This is a genomic window from Devosia sp. Root685 (assembly GCF_001427875.1).
Classification (GTDB): Bacteria; Pseudomonadota; Alphaproteobacteria; order Rhizobiales; family Devosiaceae; genus Devosia.
Map to the genome: position 1 here is coordinate 680,273 of NZ_LMHK01000002.1, position 21,829 is coordinate 702,101.

19 protein-coding genes are annotated in these 21,829 nt (G+C 63.4%); 15 read left to right on the forward strand and 4 right to left on the reverse strand.

Annotated features, from left to right (window positions below):
- Positions 1–53: 53 nt before the first annotated feature.
- From ASD83_RS11700 to ASD83_RS11715, 4 genes are all read left to right on the forward strand, one after another.
- Positions 54–749, forward strand: coding sequence for a pyrimidine 5'-nucleotidase (locus ASD83_RS11700; protein WP_056311046.1), 696 nt, complete (start codon positions 54–56; stop codon positions 747–749).
- A gap of 125 nt (positions 750–874) precedes the next feature.
- Positions 875–1,879 (forward strand): IS30 family transposase, encoded by a 1,005-nt coding sequence (locus tag ASD83_RS11705; RefSeq protein ID WP_056311048.1) that lies wholly within the window; start codon positions 875–877, stop codon positions 1,877–1,879.
- Positions 1,880–1,926: 47 nt separating this feature from the next.
- On the forward strand, positions 1,927–2,310 hold the full coding sequence (locus ASD83_RS11710; protein ID WP_056311052.1) for a MazG nucleotide pyrophosphohydrolase domain-containing protein: 384 nt from the start codon (positions 1,927–1,929) through the stop codon (positions 2,308–2,310).
- 69 nt (positions 2,311–2,379) lie between these two features.
- A complete protein-coding gene (locus ASD83_RS11715; RefSeq protein ID WP_056311054.1) occupies positions 2,380–4,257 on the forward strand; it encodes an ABC transporter ATP-binding protein in 1,878 nt (625 codons plus the stop codon).
- Positions 4,258–4,406: 149 nt separating this feature from the next.
- Here the strand turns inward: ASD83_RS11715 and ASD83_RS11720 are convergent, their stop codons facing one another.
- On the reverse strand, positions 4,407–5,609 hold the full coding sequence (locus ASD83_RS11720; RefSeq protein WP_274532579.1) for a TIGR03862 family flavoprotein: 1,203 nt from the start codon (positions 5,607–5,609) through the stop codon (positions 4,407–4,409).
- 149 nt (positions 5,610–5,758) lie between these two features.
- Between ASD83_RS11720 and ASD83_RS11725 the strand changes: the two genes are divergently transcribed.
- From ASD83_RS11725 to ASD83_RS11770, 10 genes are all read left to right on the forward strand, one after another.
- The gene (locus ASD83_RS11725) at positions 5,759–6,673 is read left to right on the forward strand and encodes an ROK family protein (protein WP_056311056.1); all 915 of its coding nucleotides are present in this window, start codon (positions 5,759–5,761) and stop codon (positions 6,671–6,673) included.
- Positions 6,670–7,410 (forward strand): copper homeostasis protein CutC, encoded by a 741-nt coding sequence (locus tag ASD83_RS11730; protein WP_056311058.1) that lies wholly within the window; start codon positions 6,670–6,672, stop codon positions 7,408–7,410. Before ASD83_RS11725 ends, ASD83_RS11730 begins: the two co-directional genes overlap by 4 nt.
- 180 nt (positions 7,411–7,590) lie before the next feature.
- A complete protein-coding gene (locus ASD83_RS11735; RefSeq protein ID WP_056311060.1) occupies positions 7,591–9,600 on the forward strand; it encodes a methyl-accepting chemotaxis protein in 2,010 nt (669 codons plus the stop codon).
- Between the two features lie 316 nt (positions 9,601–9,916).
- A complete protein-coding gene (locus ASD83_RS11740) occupies positions 9,917–10,876 on the forward strand; it encodes a GDP-L-fucose synthase family protein (protein ID WP_056311061.1) in 960 nt (319 codons plus the stop codon).
- Complete coding sequence (locus tag ASD83_RS11745) at positions 10,873–12,129, forward strand: WcaI family glycosyltransferase (RefSeq protein ID WP_056311063.1); 1,257 nt, start codon at positions 10,873–10,875, stop codon at positions 12,127–12,129. Before ASD83_RS11740 ends, ASD83_RS11745 begins: the two co-directional genes overlap by 4 nt.
- Entirely contained in the window at positions 12,126–13,331 is a 1,206-nt protein-coding gene (locus ASD83_RS11750; RefSeq protein WP_056311065.1) for a hypothetical protein, read from the forward strand. Before ASD83_RS11745 ends, ASD83_RS11750 begins: the two co-directional genes overlap by 4 nt.
- Entirely contained in the window at positions 13,328–13,891 is a 564-nt protein-coding gene (locus ASD83_RS21470; protein WP_056311067.1) for an acyltransferase, read from the forward strand. The genes ASD83_RS11750 and ASD83_RS21470 overlap by 4 nt, the downstream gene beginning before the upstream one ends.
- The gene (locus ASD83_RS21135; protein ID WP_056311069.1) at positions 13,888–15,015 is read left to right on the forward strand and encodes a hypothetical protein; all 1,128 of its coding nucleotides are present in this window, start codon (positions 13,888–13,890) and stop codon (positions 15,013–15,015) included. Before ASD83_RS21470 ends, ASD83_RS21135 begins: the two co-directional genes overlap by 4 nt.
- Complete coding sequence (locus ASD83_RS11765; protein ID WP_056311071.1) at positions 15,012–16,097, forward strand: glycosyltransferase; 1,086 nt, start codon at positions 15,012–15,014, stop codon at positions 16,095–16,097. The genes ASD83_RS21135 and ASD83_RS11765 overlap by 4 nt, the downstream gene beginning before the upstream one ends.
- Complete coding sequence (locus ASD83_RS11770) at positions 16,094–16,690, forward strand: DapH/DapD/GlmU-related protein (protein WP_056311072.1); 597 nt, start codon at positions 16,094–16,096, stop codon at positions 16,688–16,690. Before ASD83_RS11765 ends, ASD83_RS11770 begins: the two co-directional genes overlap by 4 nt.
- Here the strand turns inward: ASD83_RS11770 and ASD83_RS11775 are convergent.
- Positions 16,623–18,545 (reverse strand): SGNH/GDSL hydrolase family protein, encoded by a 1,923-nt coding sequence (locus ASD83_RS11775; RefSeq protein ID WP_056311073.1) that lies wholly within the window; start codon positions 18,543–18,545, stop codon positions 16,623–16,625. The genes ASD83_RS11770 and ASD83_RS11775 overlap by 68 nt on opposite strands.
- Positions 18,545–18,805 carry a spike base protein, RCAP_Rcc01079 family gene (locus ASD83_RS11780; protein WP_056312358.1) on the reverse strand — a complete coding sequence of 87 codons (261 nt, stop codon included), beginning with the start codon at positions 18,803–18,805 and terminating at the stop codon, positions 18,545–18,547. The genes ASD83_RS11775 and ASD83_RS11780 overlap by 1 nt, the downstream gene beginning before the upstream one ends.
- Positions 18,806–18,952: 147 nt before the next feature.
- On the opposite strand from ASD83_RS11780, the gene ASD83_RS11785 reads away from it, so the two are divergent.
- Positions 18,953–19,966: an NAD-dependent epimerase/dehydratase family protein gene (locus ASD83_RS11785; protein WP_056311076.1), complete on the forward strand. Its 1,014-nt coding sequence runs from the start codon at positions 18,953–18,955 to the stop codon at positions 19,964–19,966.
- On the opposite strand, the gene ASD83_RS11790 is transcribed toward ASD83_RS11785, so the two are convergent.
- Positions 19,963–21,654 carry a tyrosine-protein kinase domain-containing protein gene (locus ASD83_RS11790; RefSeq protein ID WP_056311078.1) on the reverse strand — a complete coding sequence of 564 codons (1,692 nt, stop codon included), beginning with the start codon at positions 21,652–21,654 and terminating at the stop codon, positions 19,963–19,965. The genes ASD83_RS11785 and ASD83_RS11790 overlap by 4 nt on opposite strands.
- Between the last annotated feature and the right edge of the window lie 175 nt (positions 21,655–21,829).

Sequence of the window (21,829 nt, forward strand, 5' to 3'; positions counted from 1 at the left end):
GGGGGGCTCGCATCCCGGATGCAGTTTCAATCTCGCTGTGGCAGTATGGGGCAATGACATCTACTGCCCCCAAAAATCTCGACCACATCACTGACTGGGTGTTCGATCTCGACAACACCCTCTATCCGCGCGAGTGCAATCTCTTCGCCCAGATCGACGTGCGCATCACCCACTATGTGATGGACGTCACAAAGCTCGATTTCGACGCGGCCCGCACGCTGCAGAAGAGCTATTATCGTGATTTCGGCACGACGCTGAACGGACTGATGAACCGGCACGCGATCGATCCCGATCATTTCCTCCATACCGTCCACGCCATCGACTATACGCCGGTCGATCCGCACCCGGCGCTGATCGACACCATTCGCGCCCTGCCCGGCCGCAAATTCATTCTGACCAATGGCGATGTCGGCCATGCCCGATCGGTGCTCGGGCGGCTTGGCGATCCCGACCTGTTCGAAGATGTCTACGACATCCGCGCCATGACCTATGTGCCAAAGCCGCATCGCGAGGCCTATGACGGATTTTTGGCCCGTCATGACATCGACCCGGCCAAGGCGGCGATGTTCGACGACCTCGAAAAGAACCTCGTCGTGCCGCACGAAATCGGCATGTCGACCGTGCAGGTGGTGGCGGGGGCAGGCTTTGCGCATGACCAGGTGGAAGCCTGGGAACTGGGGCAGTCTACTGGACCGCATGTGCACCATGTGACGGGCGATCTGGCGGGGTTTTTGCGTAATTTGAAGTGATTGGTACTGATGTAAAAGCACCCACAGGCTGTCACCCCGGACTTGATCCGGGGCCCATCTCCAAAACCTCGAGATGGGTCCCTTGAGTTCTCAAACGAAGTGCAACACCAGCTTAAGGTGTTGCGATGGGACAGAGATATCGACAGCTTGACCTTGAAGAGCGGGCGCAGATTTCCCGCTTATCGGCCGAAGGGGCCTCGATCCGCCAAATCGCTGCAGCTTTGGATCGCGCGCCGTCTTCAATTGCTCGGGAGTTGAAGCGCAACACTGGCACCCAGATCGGCTATCGGGCGGCGCAGGCTCAGTTGCAGGCCGAGGCCCGGCGCTGGAGCGGCAGCAAGCTCGACCGCGATCCGGATTTGCGCCAGAACGTGCTCGACCAGCTTCGAGGTGGCTGGTCACCCGAGCAGATCACCGGGCGCCTCAGGCAAGCGGGCCGGTCGGTGGGTGTCGAGACCATCTATCGCTTCATCTATGCCCAGATCCGGCGCCACAACGACTTCACCTGGCGCAACTATCTACCCCGTGCCAAGTCCAAGCGCGGCTGGCGACCGGTACGGGGCGGCAGCCCCGCCCTGCATATGAAGCATCGCGTCAGCTTGGCGGAGCGGCCCGCCGAGGCTCTCGGTCGCACCGTGGCCGGCCACTGGGAAGCTGACCTGATGGCCTTTGCTCGCCACGGACAGAACATTCTGATGCTGCATGAACGCATGAGCCGTGTGCTGGTGGGCAGTCCCGTCGGCACCAAGCAGGCCGAACCAGTCGCCAGGGCCATCGCCGCAGCTCTGGCTGGCCTGCCAGAACCGTTGCGCCGCACCGTCACCTTCGACAATGGCACCGAGTTTGCCAGGCACTATGACCTGCATGCCTTGGGGATCGCGACCTATTTCTGCGACCCTCATGCCCCTTGGCAGAAAGGCGGCATCGAAAACGCCATCGGCCGAATGCGCCGCGTCCTGCCACAAAAGACAGACCTGGCCGCTCTGGATGAGACCAGCTTTGCCAGTCTCATCCTCCAATACAACAACACACCCAGAAAATGCCTCGACTGGAAAACCCCCGCCGAGGCATTCTCCAATCAGATGTTGCACTTCAAACGAGAATCCACACCCCGGCCTTCGCCGGGGTGACAATCGAGCGTGATATTCTATCTCGCCAGACTTTTGGAAAACCCAACATGAAATCCCTCCTCGCCGACGTGGCCGGCTTCCATCAGGTCTGTGATCTACCCGTGCTGGCCAAGCCGCAATTCGTGCCCGAACGCGCCGCCTTGCGCTCAGCGCTGCTGGCCGAAGAGTGCCAGGAAACCGTGGACGCTCTCGCACGCGGCGATATGGAAAAGATCGCCGATGGCCTTGCCGACGTGATCTATGTCGCTATCGGCACGGCGCTCGAATTCGGCATTCCGCTTGAGCGCGTTTGGGCCGAGGTGCATCGCTCGAACATGGCCAAGGTCGATCCTGTGACCGGCAAGGTGGTCAAGCGCAGCGATGGCAAGGTGCTGAAACCCGAGGGCTGGACGCCGCCGGACGTTTTGGGTGCGCTGGCCGTCGAAGACTGACCCACGCAGCCGCAAAACATTACCAAGTCTTATATTTGCGCCGCCAGCGGGCGGCGCTATGATTGGGGCATGACCGACCTTCCAGGGCGGCGACCCCCGCCTATCGCCGAACAGACCCCGACCCTAAAACAGCGCCTCGACAATCTCCGTCACCTCGGACGGTTGATCGCACAAATCTGGCGCACTAGCCGGCCCATGACCGCGGCCAGCATCGGGCTGCGGCTTATCGCGGCGCTGCAGCCTATTGCCGTGCTTTATGCGGCAAAGCTGATCGTTGATGAAGTGGTGCGCCTGACCGCGGTCACCGCCCCCGGCCCCAATCTCATCGACTGGTGGAATGCGGGCCTATTGACGCCGGTTCTGTTCTATCTGCTGATCGAAATGGGGCTGGTGCTGGTCAATGACGCCATCGGGCGGGCGACGGGGCTCGTCGATTCCATCCTCTCCGAGCTTCATTCCAATCAGGTCAGCACCGAATTGATGGCGCATGCCGCCCGGCTCGACCTGATGCATTTCGAATCGGCCGAATATCAGGACCGGCTGGAGCGCGCCCGGCGCCAGGCCGCGGGCCGCAATGCGCTTCTGAGCCAGCTTTTTGGCCAGGCGCAGGACATGATCACCGTTCTGACGCTGGCGGCGGGTCTTTTTGTCTTTGCCCCCTGGCTGATCCTGCTGCTGCCGCTGAGTTTTATTCCCTCGATCTGGGGCGAAACCCGCTTCAACACCATGGCCTATATGGTCAGCCGCTGGCGGACGCCGGAGCGGCGGGAGCTGGAATATCTGCGCTATATCGGGGCCAGCGCCGAAACCGCCAAGGAAATAAAACTCTTCGGTCTCGGCGGTTTTCTGATCGAGCGGTTCAAGAAGCTCGCCTACGATATTTTCGTCGAAAACCGCCGCATCGCCATCCTGCGGGCCGGCTGGGGCGCGGTTTTTGCGACCATTTCCAGCCTCGCCTATTACGCGGCCTATGCCTTCATCGTCTGGCGCACGATCATCGGGGATTTTTCCATCGGCGATCTCGCTTTTCTCTCGGGCTCGTTCCTGCGGCTCAATGGCTTGTTCCAGAAAATTCTGCTCGGCTTTACCCAGATTGCCGGGCAATCCATGTTCCTCGACGATCTCTTTTCATTCTTCGAGATCGAGCCGACGGTGCTGCCGCCGAAGCATCCAAAGGCTTTTCCGGTGCCGATCCGCGAGGGCATTCGCTTCGACAATGTCGGCTTTCGCTATCCCGAAAGCGACAATTGGGTGATCCGGAACCTCAGTTTTACGCTCAGGGCGGGCGAGACGCTGGCGCTGGTGGGCGAGAATGGCGCGGGCAAGACGACGATCGTCAAACTGCTGGCGCGGCTCTATGATCCGAGCGAGGGCCGTATCAGCGTAGATGGCGTCGATTTGAAGGACATGGCGCCGGCCGAAATCCACGCGCATCTGGGCGTCATTTTCCAGGATTTCATCCGCTACAGTTTTACGGCGCGCGACAATATCGGGGTGGGGCGGGTCGAGGAGAAAACCAATCAACTCCGGATTGACCAGGCCGCCGAACAGAGCCTTGCGGATGCGGTCATTGCCAAATTGCCTCAGGGGTATGACCAGCAGCTGGGCCGGCTCTTCAAGCAGGGGCGCGACCTGTCGGGCGGCGAATGGCAGAAGGTGGCCATCGCGCGCTCCTATATGCGCGATGCCGAGCTGATCATTCTCGACGAGCCGACGGCGGCGCTCGATGCCAAGGCGGAAGCCGAGGTTTTCGCGCGCTTCAAGGGCCTTGCGCAGGGCAAGACGGCCGTCATCATCTCGCACCGCTTTTCGACCGTGCGCATGGCCGACCGCATTCTGGTGCTCGAACACGGCGCCATTCTCGAAGCGGGCACGCATGAGGAATTGCTGGCCAAGCGTGGCCGCTATTCCGAACTGTTTGAACTGCAGGCGGCAGGCTATCGCTGAAAGTAGCCCTCATGGTGAGGTGCTTTGCTCTTGCAAAGCCTCGCCACGCGGGCGTGGCACTGAGGCATCGGGGCACGCCCTCGTGGTTCGAGGCTACGCTGCGCTTCGCACCTCACCATGAGGGCTACCGGGGCCACAGGGGCGCCTCGTCAGCCTCGCAAATACGCCACCACGCCCTCGGCAGCGGCGCGGCCTGTGGCAAATGAGGCGGTAAGCAGATAGCCGCCGGTCGGCGCTTCCCAATCGAGCATTTCTCCGGCGACGAAAACGCCTGGGAGGGCTTTGAGCATGTAATGCTCGTCAAGAGCCGGGAAGACGACGCCGCCCGCCGAGGAAATGACTTCGGCGATGGGCCGGGGGCGTAGAGGGCGGATTGGCACGGATTTTATCGCGGCCGCCAGCGCGTCCGGATCGAGGGTGTTGGCATCGGGCCGGCATTCGCGCAAGAGGGCAACCTTGACCGGATCGAGCCCCGCGCCCTTGCGCAGGCGATTGGAAAAGCTGAGTTTTGCGGGTTGGCGGGCGAGGTCCTTGGCGAGGCGCTCGCGCGAGCGGCCGGGCATCAGGTCGATGTCGAGGGTAACGGGATTTCCGGCGGCTAGGGTGTCGCGCAGGGCGGCGGAATGGGCATAGACGAGACTGCCTTCGATGCCCCAGCGGGTGACGACGAATTCGCCCGGCACGGTGCCTGCGGCGCTGGTGGCGGTCACGGATTTCAGCGGCGAGCCGGCAAAGCGCTCGATGAAACTCTCGCTCCAATCGACGTCAAAACCGCAATTGGCGGGTTGGAAGGGCTCCATCGCAACGCCCTTCTCGGCCAGCCACGGCACCCAGGCGGCGTCAGAGCCCAGCTTGGGCCAGCTCGCGCCGCCGAGGGCGAGAAGCACGGCATCGAAAGTGAAGACCTTTTCGCCCTCGGGTGTTTCCAGGCGCAGTTTTGCGCCGTCAAAGCCGGTCCAGCGATGGCGCGTGTGGATAGTGACGCCCTTTTCAGCGAGCCGAACAAGCCAGGCCCGGAGCAGCGGCGAGGCTTTCATGGCCTTGGGGAAGACGCGGCCGGAGGAGCCGACGAAGGTTTCGATACCGAGGGACGAACACCAGTTTCTGAAGTCTTCGGCGGTGAAGGCATCGAGGGCCTTTTGCAGGCTCGGGAGGGCGGCGCCATAGCGGGCGCGCAGCGAAGCGTGCTCTTCGGAGTGAGTGAGGTTGAGCCCGGACTTTCCGGCCATAAGAAGTTTGCGACCGACGGTCGGCATGGCTTCGAAGAGCGTTACGGCAAGGCCGGCATCGGCCAGCACTTCCGCTGCCATCAGCCCGGCGGGTCCACCGCCAATGATCGCCACCTGGCTCACGCTTTGTCCTTCCGATAATGAAGGGCGATCCTTAGCCAGTTTCCGTCCGATGGCGCAAGGTGAGCGCATGTGGGAAAGCCGCCACCCACCGCTGGAACCGGCGAGAACGAGGGGCTAGTGTCGGCCCAATTCAGAGAACAAAAAATTCCATGATCACCTGCTTTGATATTGGCGGCACGACGATCAAGGGCGCCACCGCCACCGCGCCGGACAATCTGGCCCCGCTCGGCCGCGTGCCGACGCCGCGCGATGATTTTCCGGCCTTTGTCACGGCCATTGCAGGGCTGATCGAACCGGGCGGCGCTCCTGATGGCGCGCCGGTGGCTATTTCGGTGACCGGGGTAGTCGACCCGGCGAGTGGGCATGTCACCTGCGCCAATATCCCCTGTATCGATGGGCGGAAGCTTGCCCAAGAGTTGGAAGGGCTTTGGGGACGCAGGGTTTTCGTTGCCAATGACGCCGACTGTTTCGTGCTGGCCGAGGCGACGGCCGGCGCGGGGCGTGAGCATCGCGTGGTTTTCGGCGCGATCTTGGGGACCGGCGTCGGCGGCGGAATCGTCGTGGACAAGCGCCTCCATCCCGGTGCGGCGGGGCTGGGCGGCGAATGGGGCCATGGCACCATCGTCGCGACCAAAGTCAGCGTGCCGCCTTATGACGTGCCGCACTTTCCTTGTGGCTGTGGGCTGTCGGGGTGTCTCGATACCGTTGGCGCGGCGCGCGGTATTGAAAGACTGCACAGGCTTTTGCATGGCACCGACCTTGCTAGCATTGAGGTTGTCTCAAAATGGCTTGCGGGCGATGCCAGGGCGGCAGGCACGGTGGATCTCTTCATCGAATTGGTGGCGCAGCCCCTGGCGCTGGTGGTCAACATCCTGGGTCCCGACATCATCGCCGTAGGCGGCGGGCTCGGGAATAGCCCCGAACTGATTGCCCGGCTCGACGCGGCGGTGCGGCCGCGCATCCTCAGAAAACTCGACCGGCCGCTGGTCGTGCCGGCGCAACTGACTGCCGATGCCGGGCTGATTGGGGCCGCAGCGCTCGGGCTTGCCGGAGGCGCTGCATGACGCTACTCGAAATCTGTGTCGATACCGCCGCCGGCCTCCGCGCCGCCCATGCGGGTGGTGCCGATCGCATCGAACTCTGTTCAGCCCTCGAACTGGGTGGACTGACGCCCACTGCGGGCTTGATGGCGCTGGCGGCAGACATGGGTGTCACCGCCCGTGTCATGATCCGCCCGCGCGCCGGCGATTTCGTCTTTACATCGGACGACCTCGACATGATGCGCGCCGATATTGCCGCGGTTCGTGCCCTTGGTCTTGAGGGCGTGGTGCTCGGCGCCAATCGCGCGGATGGCAGCCTCGATATGGACATGCTCGCAGCTCTGGTGGAGGCAAGCGGGGGGCTGAAGAAAACGCTGCATCGCGCCTTCGATCTCGTGCCCGATATTGGCGAAGCGATCGAACAGGCCGTTGTGCTGGGCTTTGATACGATCCTCACCTCGGGCCGCGCCGCTTCTGCTCCCGCGGGGCTGGATGATCTGGTCCTTGCCCAGCGCATTGCGGCCGGGCGCATTACCATCATGGCGGGTGCTGGGATTGATGCCAGCAATGTCGGCACCATCCTTGCCGCAGCGCCGCTCGGGGCCATTCACGGCTCTTGTTCAAGCCCAATTCCGGGCGATAGCGCACCAGCCACGCGGCTCGGCTTTGTCAGCCCCGGCCGCCGCCAAACCGACGGCGCGCGTGTTGCGGCGCTTAAAACTGCAATCGGCCAAGCAAAAGCCGGTTCTGCAAGTGTTTGATCTGCCTATGATTTGGGCAATTCATAAGTGCTTCACCATACATTAAGAGGAAAACAATTACATTGCTTGGGTAAACCGCCGGCTTCGCGATCAGAACGTGCATTGTCACGAAAATGAAATGAAGCGGCGGGAAAAACCCAGGCCGTGCCCCCACGGCGAAGACTGAAAAGGTATTGTCGCATGCGCATTCGCGGCAAGGTATTGTCTATCGTCGGCATCATGGGCGTTGTCGCCGCGCTGATCACCGGCATCGGCCTCTATGTCGTGGCTGAATATGACCATCAGATTCAACGGCTCGACAACTCGTCGAAGCGCGCCCTTTACGGTGAAACCATGAACCGGCTGGTCACCGCCGTGGTCATGGAATCGCGCGGCATCTATGCCGCCGCCAATACCGAAAAGGCTGCCCCCTTCGCCGAAGGCATCATCACCCAGCTCGGCCGGATCGACGAGGTTATCGCCACCTGGCGCCCGCTGGTTGAAGCGAGCGACATGGCCACCTTCGAAAACATGGTCGCCCGTTCGGCCGAGTTCAAAGACTTCCGCACCGAGATCGCCCGCCTCGGCCGCGATGTCGACCCCGCCGAAGCCAATGTGCAGGGCAATAACGACACCAACCGCGCCAATCGCAAGGCATTCCAGGCCGAAATCGACACCATCGTCGCGGCTGATCTTGAAGCCTATAAAGTCATTCAGGCTGAGATCGTCGGCTTCCAGGGCACGATGCGGACCCTGCTGCTGGTGACCGCCGGCCTCGGCATTCTCGCCGGCACCGCCGCCGCGCTTTATCTCGGCACCGCCCAGCTCGGCCGTCCGATCGGCAACCTGACCCTTGCCATGCGCGATCTCTCCGAAGGCAAGTTCGAAACCGAAGTGCCGGGCCTCAACCGCTCCGACGAAATCGGGGAAATGGCCGAGGCGGTGCAGGTGTTCAAGGACAACGGCATCAAGATGGCGTCCATGACGGCCGGGGAACAGGCTGCGGCCCTGCGCGCCGCTGCACGAACCAGAACCATGGAAACCTTCCAGGGCCAGTTCGACGACGTGGTGGAAGCGGCCCTTGCCGGCGATTTCAGCCGTGCCATCACCACCCAGTTCGACGACGACGACATCACCCGCATTGCGCGGAACTTCAATTCCATGGTGTCGAGCGTTCGCATGGGCCTTGCCGATGCCGGCTCGGTGCTTGCCGCCCTCGCCGATACCGACCTGACCCAGCGCATGACCGGTTCGCATCAGGGGGCTTTCCTCGAACTCCAGACCGACATGAACCGCGTGGCCGATACGCTGACCGACGTGGTGACGCGCCTTCGCACCACCTCGCGCGGCGTCAAGGTCGCGACCGGTGAAATCCTTGCCGGCGCCAATGACCTCAGCGAACGTACGACGCGTCAGGCTGCGACCATCGAGGAAACCTCCGCCACGATGGAACAGCTTGCCGCCGCCGTCGCCGAAAACGCCAAGCGCGCCCAGCGCGGCAGCACGGCAGCCGAGGCGGTGACGCAATCGGCGGTGCAGAGCGGCCAGGTGATGGACCAGGCGACCGCCGCCATGGGCCGGATCACCACGGCCTCGGAAAAGATCTCCAACATCATCGGCATGATCGACGACATCGCGTTCCAGACCAACCTCCTCGCCCTCAACGCCTCCGTCGAAGCGGCACGCGCGGGCGATGCGGGCAAGGGCTTTGCGGTGGTTGCCGTCGAAGTGCGCCGCCTCGCCCAATCGGCGGCGCAGGCCTCGTCGGAAGTGAAGGTACTGATCGAGCAAAGCGCCCAGGAAGTGGATGGCGGCGCCAAGCTCGTGTCCGACGCCGCCGGCAAGCTTGGCTCCATGCTGGAAGCCATGCGCGGCAACAGCGCCATGATGGCCGAAATCGCCCGCGAAAGCGGTCAGCAGGCGCAGGCGATCGAGGAGATCAATGTCGCCGTGCGCCAAATGGACGAAATGACCCAGCACAATGCGGCGCTGGTCGAAGAAACCAACGCGGCCATCGAACAGACCGAAGCCCGCGCCAACGAACTCGACACCATTGTCGATGTCTTCCACATCGCCCAGCGCGCGCAACCACAGGAAAAGCCGCAGCCGCGCCGCACCGCGCCTGTCCCCTCTGCGAGGACCAAGCCGGCTCAGACCCAATATCTGAGCCAGGGCAATGCGGCCGTCGCAAACGACTGGGACGAGTTCTGATCGTTCGCAATACAAACCTGCAAGACAAGGCGGCGCCCTCATTTGAGCGGCGCCGTTTTCTTGTTTCGACGGGCGTTTGGAGGCGTGGTGAAGCCAGACTACTGCCCTGCAAGACTACCCCCGCAAACGCCGCGGGCCTATCGTAAAAAATCCGTAAATACACATATGACAGGTCAATTAATCCGCATTGACCCCAAGCCGGTTCGCGCCAAGACTAAAGCCCTCTTCAGGCTGCGGGGGCACGAAAATGTCGGAAGAGCATAAGGGCGAAGCCTTGCCTTTGGCAGAGGCGAACCCGGACCATCACACGGCAGGAATGGCAGAGCCGAGCTTCTCGCTCGGCGGCAAAACCATCTGGATCGCCGGCCACAATGGCATGGTGGGAGACGCTTTGATGCGGCGCCTGAAAGGCGAAGCCTGCACTCTGCTGACCGTGGATCGGAAGGCGCTCGACCTCACCCGTCAGGCCGAGGTGGAGGCCTTTGTCGGGGAAGCGCAGCCCGATGCCATCATCGTTGCTGCCGCCAGGGTTGGTGGCATTCTGGCCAATAGCCGGGACCCCGTGGGGTTTCTGTCCGACAACCTCGCCATCAATCTCAATATCGCCCGGGCAGCGCATCAGGCAGACATCGACCGCGTGTTGTTTCTCGGCTCAAGCTGCATCTATCCCAAATTCGCAGCCCAGCCGATCAGCGAGGAGGCGCTGCTGACCGGCCCGCTTGAGCCGACCAATCAATGGTATGCGCTCGCCAAGATCGCCGCGCTGAAACTGGCGGAAGCCTATCGCCAACAATTCGGCCGCAACTTTATCGCCGCCATGCCGACCAATCTTTATGGCCCCCACGACAATTTTGATCTCGAAGGAGGTCACGTTCTCCCTGCCCTCTTGCGCAAGGCCCACGAAGCGGGGGCGCGCGGCGCCGGCCAGTTCGAACTCTGGGGCACCGGCACGGCGCGGCGGGAATTTCTGCATGTCGATGACTGCGCCGACGCGTTGGTCTTGCTGCTTCGGACTTATGCCGGGGCCGAACCGGTCAATATCGGCTATGGCGAGGACATCGCGTTGATCGACCTGGCGCGGCTGATCTGCCGGACAGTGGGCTTTGACGGCGCCATTGCGCTCGACCCCGGCAAGCCCGATGGCACGCCCCGAAAGCTGCTCGATACCAGCCGCCTGCGACGGATGGGATGGCGGCCCAAGATCAGGCTCGAAGAGGGTCTGGCAGAGACCTATGCCTGGTATCGGGCGCAATTGGCGCGGGGAGTAGCGACATGAAAATCCTGCTGCTCGGCCTCAATTATGCGCCCGAAATCATCGGCACCGGGCCTTATACAACTGGGCTCGCGGAGGCGCTGGCCGAGCGGGGCCACGAGGTTCAGGCCGTCGTCGGCCAGCCCTATTATCCGCAATGGCGCCCACGGCCCGGCCATCGCGGCTGGAGAAGGGAGGATGCTGGCGGCGTCCGCATCTGCCGCGTGCCGCATTTTATCCCCCATCGCCCCAGCGGCGCGATGCGGCTCATTCATCAATTGAGCTTTGCGCTTGCTGCTGCGCCGATCCTGCTGGGCGAGGCGCTATTCTGGCGGCCGGACCGGGTGATTGCCATCGCCCCGAGCCTCATGGCCGCGCCTCTGGCGCTGCTTGCGGCGCGCCTTTCTGGCGCCAACTCATGGCTGCATCTTCAGGATTTTGAATTCGAAGCAGCGCTGGCGACCGGGCTTGTTTCGAACAACCGCCTGATCGCAAACCTGCTCGGTGGGGCGGAGGAGAAAATACTCCGTAGCTTTGACCGGGTGAGCACGATTTCTCCGGCCATGTGCCGCCGGCTCGCCGAAAAAGGCGTTGCGCGCGAACGCATTGCCGAGCACCGGAACTGGGGCGACCTCGCCCACGTAACGCCCCTCGTTCGTCCGTCTGCCTTGCGGCAAAAATGGAACATCGCGACGCCCCATGTCGCGCTCTATTCCGGCGCGCTGGGGCGCAAGCAGGGGCTCGATCTGGTTCTGGACGCCGCGCGCGCCCTTGCCCACCGGGGCGACATCACCTTCGTGATCTCAGGCAATGGCCCATACCGCGCCGAGCTTGAGGCCACAGCGAGCGACCTCGGCAATATTCGCTTCTTCGATCTGCAGCCGCGCGAGCATTTGGGCGAGCTTTTGGGGCTCGCGACGGTCCATCTGCTGCCCCAGATTGCCGGTGCAGCCGATCTCGTCCTGCCGAGCAAGCTCGCCAACATGCTGGCATCCGGCCGTCCTGTCGTCGCGACGGCCGCGAGAGGAACGGGGATTTTCGACGAGATCGAAGGATGTGGCCTCGCGGTCGAACCTGGCGACGCCATGGCGCTCGCCGCAGCGATCGAGCGGCTTTCCGATGACCCGGCGCTGGCGCAAAAGCTGGGCCAAGCCGCGCGGCAACGGGCCGAGCGGCGCTGGCACCGCGAAACCATTTTGGCCCACTTCGTCCGCGCCATCGAGGCTGCGGGTCAAAGCCGCGATCCGGCATTGGCCGCCGAAAGCCTTCGCCCGTGACGCTCGCGCTCATGGCCGCCGGTATCCTCGGCCTGCTCCTTGCGCTCAGGCATGGCCGGCCCGGTCTGATCTTTCTGAGCGTGGCAATCCTGCTCTTCCACGCCTTGCCGCTGGCCTTTCTCGACCCTGACTTCATGTCGGCAACGCTGCGAGCCGAGATCAACACCGCGACCGCCATTGCCGGGCTCGCCAGCCTGGGCTGGTATCTCGGCTATTGGCTCCTTGCGCGGGCGCCGGCCGCAAGCGCTCCGGCCAGAGAGGCGGTCGGTTCGGCCGGGCCGAAGCGGTTTCACGCCCTGCTGATGCTCGCCTTGCTCGGCTTGATCGCCGCCGCGCCGGGCGGACCGGTTGGTTTCGCCCAGACCGGCTTCCTTCGCTTGCCTGTCGGGAGCACCCTCTTTTCGGTGACCTACGCCCTTGCCTGTGTCGCCGCTTTCACCACCGCGATCCTTTGCGCCCATGCGGCCGCTGGCAGGTCGGCACCGCCGTGGGTTTCAATGGGCATGATCCTGTTGGTTTTCTGGCTTTTGGGAGGCCGGATCCAGTTTGCCATCACGGGCATCGCCTTTGGCCTCGTCTTCCTTGCCCATCGTCGTGTCCGGCTACGGGGCCTCGTTTTGCCAGCCGGGATTGCAGCCATTCTGGTCCTCCTGACACTCAGCTTCCGCCTCACCCTACAAGGCGAAGCGACCGACCTCGTTGAAGCCATCCGGCTGACCCTTTCTCAACTCTCGCTGCTTGAAAGCTATGCTTTGGCATCTCGCTTCGTCGAGGAAGCCGGCTATCAGGGCGCACAGTATTGGCAGGTATTGCAGCAGCTGTTTCCGCGCGCGCTCTTCCCCGAAAAGCCTCTGCAGCTGAGCCGGGCACTGCGTCTGATGGAGGCGCGGGACGGTCTCGGCGGCCTGACACCGGGGCTGGCCGGCGAAGCTTTTGCCACAGGTGGGTTCATCTGCGTCGCGGCAATGGGCATCGCTTTCGGCGGTGTGCTGGCGCTGCTCGACAATGCCTATCGCGCCCTTGCCGGGTTGCGCCCCCTCACGCAGGCGCTCGTCGTCAGTCTGATCCCGCTTCTCGCCATTTTTGCGCTACGCGGCGGCTTCGACACGGCGATTTTCCGGCTGGCCATTCTCCTTCTCGCCGCCGCCATTGGCAGTTTGTGGCGCACCTACCCGCGCCCCGCCTCTCGGGTGCTGTCATGACCCATACCGCCTCACGCTATGTCACCAGGGCAATCGACGTCGCGGCAGGCGCGGCGCGCAGCTTCTGGTATCGTCATGTCTATCTCTCGTGGATCAGTTTTGGCCGAAACGTCACCTTTGCCGGACCAATCCGCTGCGCCGGCGTCACCGGCACGATGGAGATAGGCGACCGGACCTTTCTTGGGCCAAATATCACCCTCGCCGTAGCCGAAGGCGGCCAGTTGCGACTTGGCCGCGATGTGTCGGTCAATCAGGGCACGATCCTCTCGGCGCGGCAGACCGTTTCGATTGGCGATGGCACACGCATTGGAGACGGTTGCAGCATTCGCGACAGCGACCACCGCATCGATCTGGACCTGCCTATTCTCGAGAGTGGTTACCTCGTCCGGCCCGTGAGCATCGGCAACACTGTCTGGATCGGCCGCCATGTCACCATCCTGCCGGGCGTGACTATCGGCGATGGCGCGGTGATCGGCGCCCATAGCCTCGTCAATCGCGACATCCCCGCGAAGGCTCTCGCCTTCGGCACCCCTGCCCGCGTCCACAGGATGCTGCCATGAAAGCCGCACGGCACATTGCGGGCCTCGCCCTTGCCGCTGCGCCACCGGGCAGCCTGTTTCTGGCCCAGACCTGGCTCGTGGCCACCGGGCAGGCTGATGCGGTGCTCTCGCTCGCTAAATATGTTGGGCTTTTGGGGCTCGTGTTCTTCGCCTTCGATGGCAGTTCCGGGCTCATTCCCGCCATGCTCCGGCTGCGGCACGACCACGCCGCGATGCGGTCCGCTTACCTCGTCTATCGCGCCGGGATCGCGGCATTGCTCGTGACCGTGCTTCCAATCCTCTGGCATGTCGCCCCCGCCGATACCGCTACCCTTTTGCCCTTCCTTGCTATTGCCCTGTTGTTGCGGTTTCCCCTTCTCGACGCCGATCTGGACCGGCGCGGGTTTCAGCATTGGGCCATGCTGCTGCAAAACGGCTGGATGCTGCCGCTATGCCTCGCCGCGGTTCTCGGCGGCGAAATTACCGCCGAAATGGCCGGTCATGCAGCGCTCTGGAGCAGCGCAGTGCTCGCCGCGATACATGTGCTTTTCGTTCGCCGCGATCGTCCCACAATGAGGGCCGGCTTCACCCCAGCGCTCGTCGAAATCACCACCATCATGGGAACGCAGGGCGTCGGCCAACTCTATGGCCGCGCCACCCTCTTCGTCCTCGGCGCAAGTTTTACCGGCCCCCTGCCCGCACTGATCGTCTATGCCAAGCAGGCGTTCAACGCGGCGGGCCTGCTTGTCGCCTATCTGCGGCGGATCGAGCTGACGCGGCACCGGACGAGCATGGGTCTCAGCCTTACGGGCCAAGCTAACCTGGCGCTCGTAGCCGGAATTCTGGTGACGCTGGCCGCCCCACCCTTAGGAGTATCCCATGGTTTGGTTCTGGCGCTCATTGCCTGGCAGAGCCTCGAAAAACTCTCCGCCACCGCCATTTACGCCTTCCAGTTGCAAAACAGACATCGCCTGTCCCTTGTTGGCCTCACATGCGTCTGCGTCCTTGGCCTCACGGGTTTAGCGCTCGCTCTGATGCAAACATCGCCACTCTTCTTCGTCGCTTTCGAAACACTCGGTTATGGCGCGGTGCTGTCGCTTTGGCTCTGGAGCACCAAAGGACAGGCGGAGAAAGTCCGCCCATGAGAATAGTCCATTATTCGACGCGTCTCGGGCGCTCGGCGGGCGGGCTTTATCACTCGGTCTCGGGTCTCGCGCGCGCCATGGCGGATCTCGGCGCCGAAGTGATCGTGGCGGGTGGCCACGAAAATGGCTTTGCGGATGAAAAGCATGTCTGGGGCAAACTGCCGCTTTTGACGCATAGGCTCGGCCGCAGCCGCTATGGCTTTTCTCTTGCCATGCAGGCCGAGATTGCGCGGCTAAGGCCGGATATTCTCCATATCCACGGCATCTGGTCGGCCGGCTCTTTCCATGGCCGCCTCGCGCCGCGGCAAACCAAGGTCGTCGTATCGCCGCGCGGCATGCTCGACCCCTGGATATTGGCGCGAAAACCGTGGTTGAAACGCCCGCACGCGGCGCTGTTCGAGCGTCCCATGCTCCACCACGCTCACCTCCACGCCCTTTCCGAACATGAGGCTGCCGCAGCGCGCGACTATATGCCGGCGCTCGCCAGCCGCATTTTTACCCTGGCTAATGGCGTCGAACCGGCTCCAACGAGCGAGCCCAAAAATCGCGGCGGCGCGCTCTATCTCGGCCGGTTGCACGAGAAAAAGCAGGTGCTTCCCCTGATCGAGGCCTGGGAACGGCACTCAAGGAAAATGGTGCTGACCATCGCCGGCTGGGGAGAGCCAGAATACGAAGGGGCGGTCGCCGCGCGCTGCAAAGGACAGAAGCGCGTGCGCTTCGTCGGCGCACTCGGCGGCGAAGGTAAGGCGCGCGCCTTTTCGGGCGCCAGTTTCTTCATTCTGCCCTCGCTCAGCGAAGGCTTGCCCATGGCAGCGCTGGAAGCAATTAGTCACGGCTGCATTCCCATTCTCACTGAAGCCTGCCACCTGCCCCAGCTTTTCGCCGCGGATGCAGCCTTGGGCATGGAGCCGGATTTTTCCGATTTCCCTGCCCTCCTCGCTCAAATGGAAGGCATGGGTGAGGTAGAAAAATCCGCGCGCTCCGACCGTGCCCGGCAGGCGGCCCGGCCATTTTTCTGGCCCGACATCGCCCGTTCGATGCTCGATCACTATGCCCGCATTCTCGATGAGGCCCGTCCATGACCCGCCTTGCCGACCGGCACTTTTCCCGGCGCCACCGCCTCTTTCGGGCCCTGTGGACTGTCTGCTGGGCCCTGTTCGCCGCCTGGACGCCGCCACCTCTGCATGGCTGGCGTTGCATGATCCTGCGCCTCTTTGGTGCCAGGGTGGGCAGCGGCGTGCGCGTCTATGGCAGCGCGAAAATCTGGTATCCGCCCAATCTCGCGATTGAGGACGGCGCGGTCATCGGCTGGCAGACGGTGATCTACTGTCAGGCGCCGATCCATCTGGGGCGAAACGCCATCGTCTCCCAATATGCCCATCTGATCGCTGCGACGCACGATGTGGATGCGGATTTTGCCCTTGTGGCACGGCCGATAGAAATCGGCCCGGACGCCTGGGTCGCTGCCCGGGCCATTGTCGGCCCGGGCGTTGCACTGGGAACGGGTGCGGTTCTGGGCGCGGGCGGGGTGGCTTTTTCGGACATTCCCGACTGGACCGTGCACATCGGCAACCCCGCCCGCTTGCTTCGCATGCGTCAGTTCCCCACTAAAAACCCTTCGCCATATGCGCCGCATGAAACGCCTGCGCCACAAGGGCATAGCCGGCATCGTTGAGGTGCAGGTGATCAGAGCGCAGCGAACGGGGCACGAAACCGGCCGCCACATCGCTCGCATCCTCCGGCGATCCATTCGCGGCCGCCGAGAGAACGGAATGCAGGTTCACGAAGCGGTCGCCATAGGCGCTGGCCAGTTGAGCGTTGAGCGTCGCCAATTGCGTTAGTCCGGCTCCGCTATCGGCCGTGCTCGGGAGGATGCCGCCAATGAGATAACGGCTATGGCCCAGCGAAGCGACGGCCGCAGCGATATCGCCCAACACGGTTCGTCCCGCCTGCGCCCCATTGCGCCCGAGCCATAGCCACGCCGTATAAGCGCGCAGATATTGCCCCCAAGCGCAGATGAAGCGCGTATTGGCCTCGACCGGCACACTTGTGCCGGCAACGCTGCGGGCAAAACTCCAATTGCCCGAACCGTCCGTCGACATCGTGCCTTCGACGCCTGCCAGCCAGCCCCGCATGGTCCCTGCATAGCCGCCGGAATTGACGAGGATATTTATCGATTTGTCTGTCAGGGCCACTGCGCCCGAGGCCGGAATTGCGCCGCCCGATACGGTGACGAGAATGGGCAGTGCATTCATCCGCGCCGCGATTTGTGTCGAGGTCTGGCCACCCATGCCCTGCCGCAGGACGGCGCGGCGAGGCGAAAACAGCGTCTGGGCTACCGCAGGATAGGTCGCACTTCCGGTGCTGCCGCCGGTCGCCCCGGCGCTGGCCGTCAGGCTATCGCCCCAGGCGACAATGCCGGAGCCGGCGACGAGCGCTGCAAACTGCTCTTCGCCCATGGGTTCGGCGAAAAGCCGCAACCGCCCGATGCTGCCGGTCCAAAGGCCCGAAACGCTCGAACGGCCACGGCCAAGCCGCAGCGCCGCCAGCCCCGGAAATGTGCCCGACAATGCCTGCTGCGCCGGCTGGCCCATCAGCGCCGCGCGATATTCGCCGTCCCTCGCCGAAAACGCCACCGCAAAAGCACTGCCGGCCGCGACCACGCCGAGATCGAGATTGACCTGCTCCACCTGCGAACCGCTGCCGCCGAAGGAGACGACGAAGCGCAGGCGCTGGCTCGCGTCCCAGATAAGGCGGATGAAATTGCGCTCGAACCAATTGCCGTTGAATTCGGCATTGTCATCGGCCTGAAAGACCACGCCACCGGCTCCGCCACTGGCGGGCGTCGTCGCCTCAAGCACGCCGCATAAGGCGCCCGCCCGAAATCCGGCGCAGGGCATGGCCTCGCGCAGCGAGAGATTGTCCGCCCAATAAATGCCGGTCGATGGATTGGTCAGATTGCGCAGGGCGATCGAGGCTGTCGCAGGATTGAACCCGCCGCAATAGAGCATGGCATGGCTCGGCGTCGTGCCGGTCAGATTGGCCGTCTGCGCATAGTTTGCCGTGCCGCCGCCCCCGGCGCCAAAGCCCAGAGTCACATTGGACGAGGTTTCGCGCCAGATCTCGCCGCTGAGGCGATAGGCCCGCCCCGCACTTTGGATCAATCCGGCAATGGTGCGGTAAGCGCCCGATCCATTGCCGCCGCTGCCTGTTACCCGCAGTGCTCCGGAGGCGACGGCAACGGCGCTGCCGGTGCTCGCCCAATCGCTGGCGCTGCCACTGGCAAAATTGCCATCGGACAAAAGCTCCGGCGCTGTTTCGGCAACATGGGGACCAATGACCAGATGACCGCTGGCCGGCACCGTTCCGCCGACCGCCAGCCGGAACTGGCTTTCATTGGCCAGCGCCCTTCCGGCGAAGCGAAAACGGCCACGGCCAAAATCCGCATCAAGCCATGCGCCGCCCGCTTCGGCGGGAAGAGTGCTGGTAGAAAAACCAAGCCCGAGCGCGGGCCCCGCATGGCCGCTCATTAGTAGAGCCCGACGATAGAGCCGGCCGTGGTGCCGCTGAGCACGCGGCGCACGCGGACCGGCAGCATGGAGCCACCAGCCACGCCCTCGAACGTGATCGTGCCGCCCCAGAGCATTTCGGCCTGAACGGTGCCGGCGGCACCGACATAAAGGGCGCGCGTCGGCTGGTCGAAAACCACGCCATCGCTGGGTGTGATGGCAAAGGCGCCCGCGGCTGGTGCCGCCACGTCGATATTATGCGAAGAGAATATGTCGGCCATGATCGGCTCCATTGAGAGAGGAGCCCCAAGTCTAGGCGCGGGACAAATAGCGGGGAGAGATCGGCAGGCGCGAGCGGTCGCTCCGGATAAATAACCGCATTTTCAGGAGTTTTGCGCTATCGGATGACAAGAACGCGCGGGGATAGAATGAAGATCTTCATAACCGGCTCGGCCGGATTCATCGGCTATCACCTGGCGCGGCGCCTGCTCGCGGACGGCCACCGCGTGCATGGCTATGATGGAATGACCGCCTATTACGACGTCTCGCTGAAGCGCGCGCGCCTCGCTCTGCTCACCCCCTCGAACAGCTTTTCCTTTACTGAGGCCATGCTCGAAGATCGCGCCGCTCTCGAAACGGCGGTCAGTGATTTTGCCCCCGATGTGGTCATTCACCTCGCGGCCCAGGCTGGGGTCCGATACAGTATCGAAGCGCCACAGACCTATCACGACTCCAATCTCACCGGCACTTTCAACCTGCTCGAAGTCCTCCGCCATGCCGGCACGCAACACCTGCTCTTTGCCTCGACCTCTTCGGTCTATGGTGGCAACGCCTCTGTGCCTTTTGGCGAAACCGACCGCACCGATTTCCCGGTCTCGCTCTATGCAGCGACCAAGAAGGCGGGCGAAGCGATGAGCCATGCCTATGCCCATCTCTACGGCCTGCCGACCACCTGCTTCCGCTTTTTTACCGTTTACGGCCCTTGGGGCCGGCCCGACATGGCGCTCTTCAAATTCGTTGCCGCCATCGGCCGGAACGAGCCGATCGAGGTCTATGGCGAAGGTCGGATGCAGCGCGATTTCACCTATATCGACGATCTCGTCGAAGCACTGAGCCGGCTGATCCCATTGCCGCCGGTGAAAGGCCAGCCCGTGGAGGTACCGGGAAGTACGGACTCCCTTTCCCCGGTCGCACCCTGGCGCAGCGTCAATATCGGCGGCGGGCAACCCGTCGGCCTCTTGCCCTTCATCGATGTGGTGGAGGCGGCCCTCGGCAAGAAGGCCCGGCGAAACCTGCTGCCCATGCAGCAGGGCGATGTGCAGCAGACCCATGCGGCGCCGGCCTTATTGCAAGCCCTTACCGGCTTTGCGCCAAAAACGAGCGTCGAGACCGGCGTCTCGGCCTTTGTCGATTGGTATGCCGGCTACTACGGACAATCCTAGCGCGACGAATAGCCCGGCTCGTAGCGCGGCGCCGGCCATCTGATGATACTTGGCTGCAGCGCCAGCACCGGCACCAGCGGCACCGGCAGGGGATGGGCCTGTCTTATCGCCACCAGCGCTTCGCGCAACTTGGTCCGCTCGGTCTTTCCCCAACTCGCCACGAGAACCACCGCATCGGCATGGGGCAGGATGTAGGCGGCTTCCGCCGACCAGTGGAGCGAGGGCATATCGACCACGGTGATATCGTAGCTGGCCCTCACGCCCCTCAAAACATTGGCAAATGTAGCGCCGCCGAACAGCACTTCGGCCGGAACCGCGCTGCGGTCCGAATTGACCAGCACCGAGAGCTTTGAGAGCGGATCCTTGCGTACCATGCTCGCGAGTTGGCGAATATCCACATCGCCGGCCAGAACCTGTTCGAAGCCCCCCGCCAGCGGCACATCGACATGCCGGTGAAGCGCGGCCGACCGCACATCGGCATCGATCAGCAGCACGCTGCGTCCGGCCGCATCGAAGGCGCGGGCCAGCCCCAGCGCTGTCGTCGTCTTGCCCTCTCCGTCGCCGGGCGAGAGCACGAAGACGACCTGGCCGCCCGCCCTAGACATGAGGCTGCGCTGCAGATTGACCTGCAAGGTCCGCATGCCTTCGGAAAACGCCGAGAGCGGCGCGGTGATGACCTGATCGGCATGGCTGGTGCCATCGAAACGGCTTGCACCGAGCCGCGGCATGGCGACGGCCGTCGCCACACCAATGGCCTCGGCCAGTTCATCGGTGCTGCGCACCCCGCTCGCCAGCCCATCGAAGGTAAAGGCCAGCGCCAGGGCGACTGCGAGCCCAACTAGGGCCGACACCGCCAGCGTGGTTTTCGTATCGGGAAAGCCGGCATCCGGCGGTGGAGAGGCCGGCGCCACGAGGCGCGCATCGGGCAATTGCAGCCCCGCCTGCTCCTCAAGCTCGCTCGATCGCTGCAACAGACGCTGATACTGGTCCCGCGCCAGATTGAGGCTGCGCAAGGTGGCGGCGATCTGCGGCTGCAGGTTCGTGGTTGACCCGTCGAGCTCGACGGCGCCCACCGCCCTCAGGTTCTCCAGCGCCTCGCCCAGCGCCAGGACGTGCCCGCGCAAGCCCTCGACCTGCACTTGCACCAGATCGCGTGCCTTGCGCAGGTTCGCGGACTTGGCCGCAACCTCGAGCGCGATATGCGCTTCGCCCACGGCATTGGCGAGCCGCGCCGCAAAATCGGGCGAGGTGGCACTGGCACGAATGGCGATCACCGGGCTCAGGCCCCGGCGATTGATCGCGACCGAATTGTGCATGAGCTTGAGCACCTGCGCCCGCCCCGCCTCTCCTGACGCCAGGGGCTCCGCGTCTATGCGGAAAAAACCCAGAAATAGCGGTTGCAGATCGAAACCCGAGGAAAAATCGGCCAGTTCGAACGGATCGGCCAGCTCCGTGGCGCGGGCCAGCACCGGGTCGGAGCGCATGATTTCGACAATGCCGTCTACGATACCGTTATTGAGCGCATCCATCTGCCCCACACCGCCAGGCGCGAGTAGATTGCTTGAGGCCGGTTCGACAACGATCAGCGCGGTTGCCGTATAAATAGGCCGCAACACGCTCGTGACCGACAGCGCGCCCAATATTGCGAGCAGAGTGACGAAAACGATCAGCCGGCCATGGCGCGTCAATACACCAAGATAGGCCTCAGCCTCGGCGCGCGGAATGATCAGACCAACCTCCCCTGCCCTTTCAAAATTGAATTACATTTATCAAACCTTGGCAATCGCCATTCGGCTGGCCTGCAAAAACAAATACAGTGTTCCGCACTGGACAGAATGCGCGCCCGATGTTGATCATGGTTAA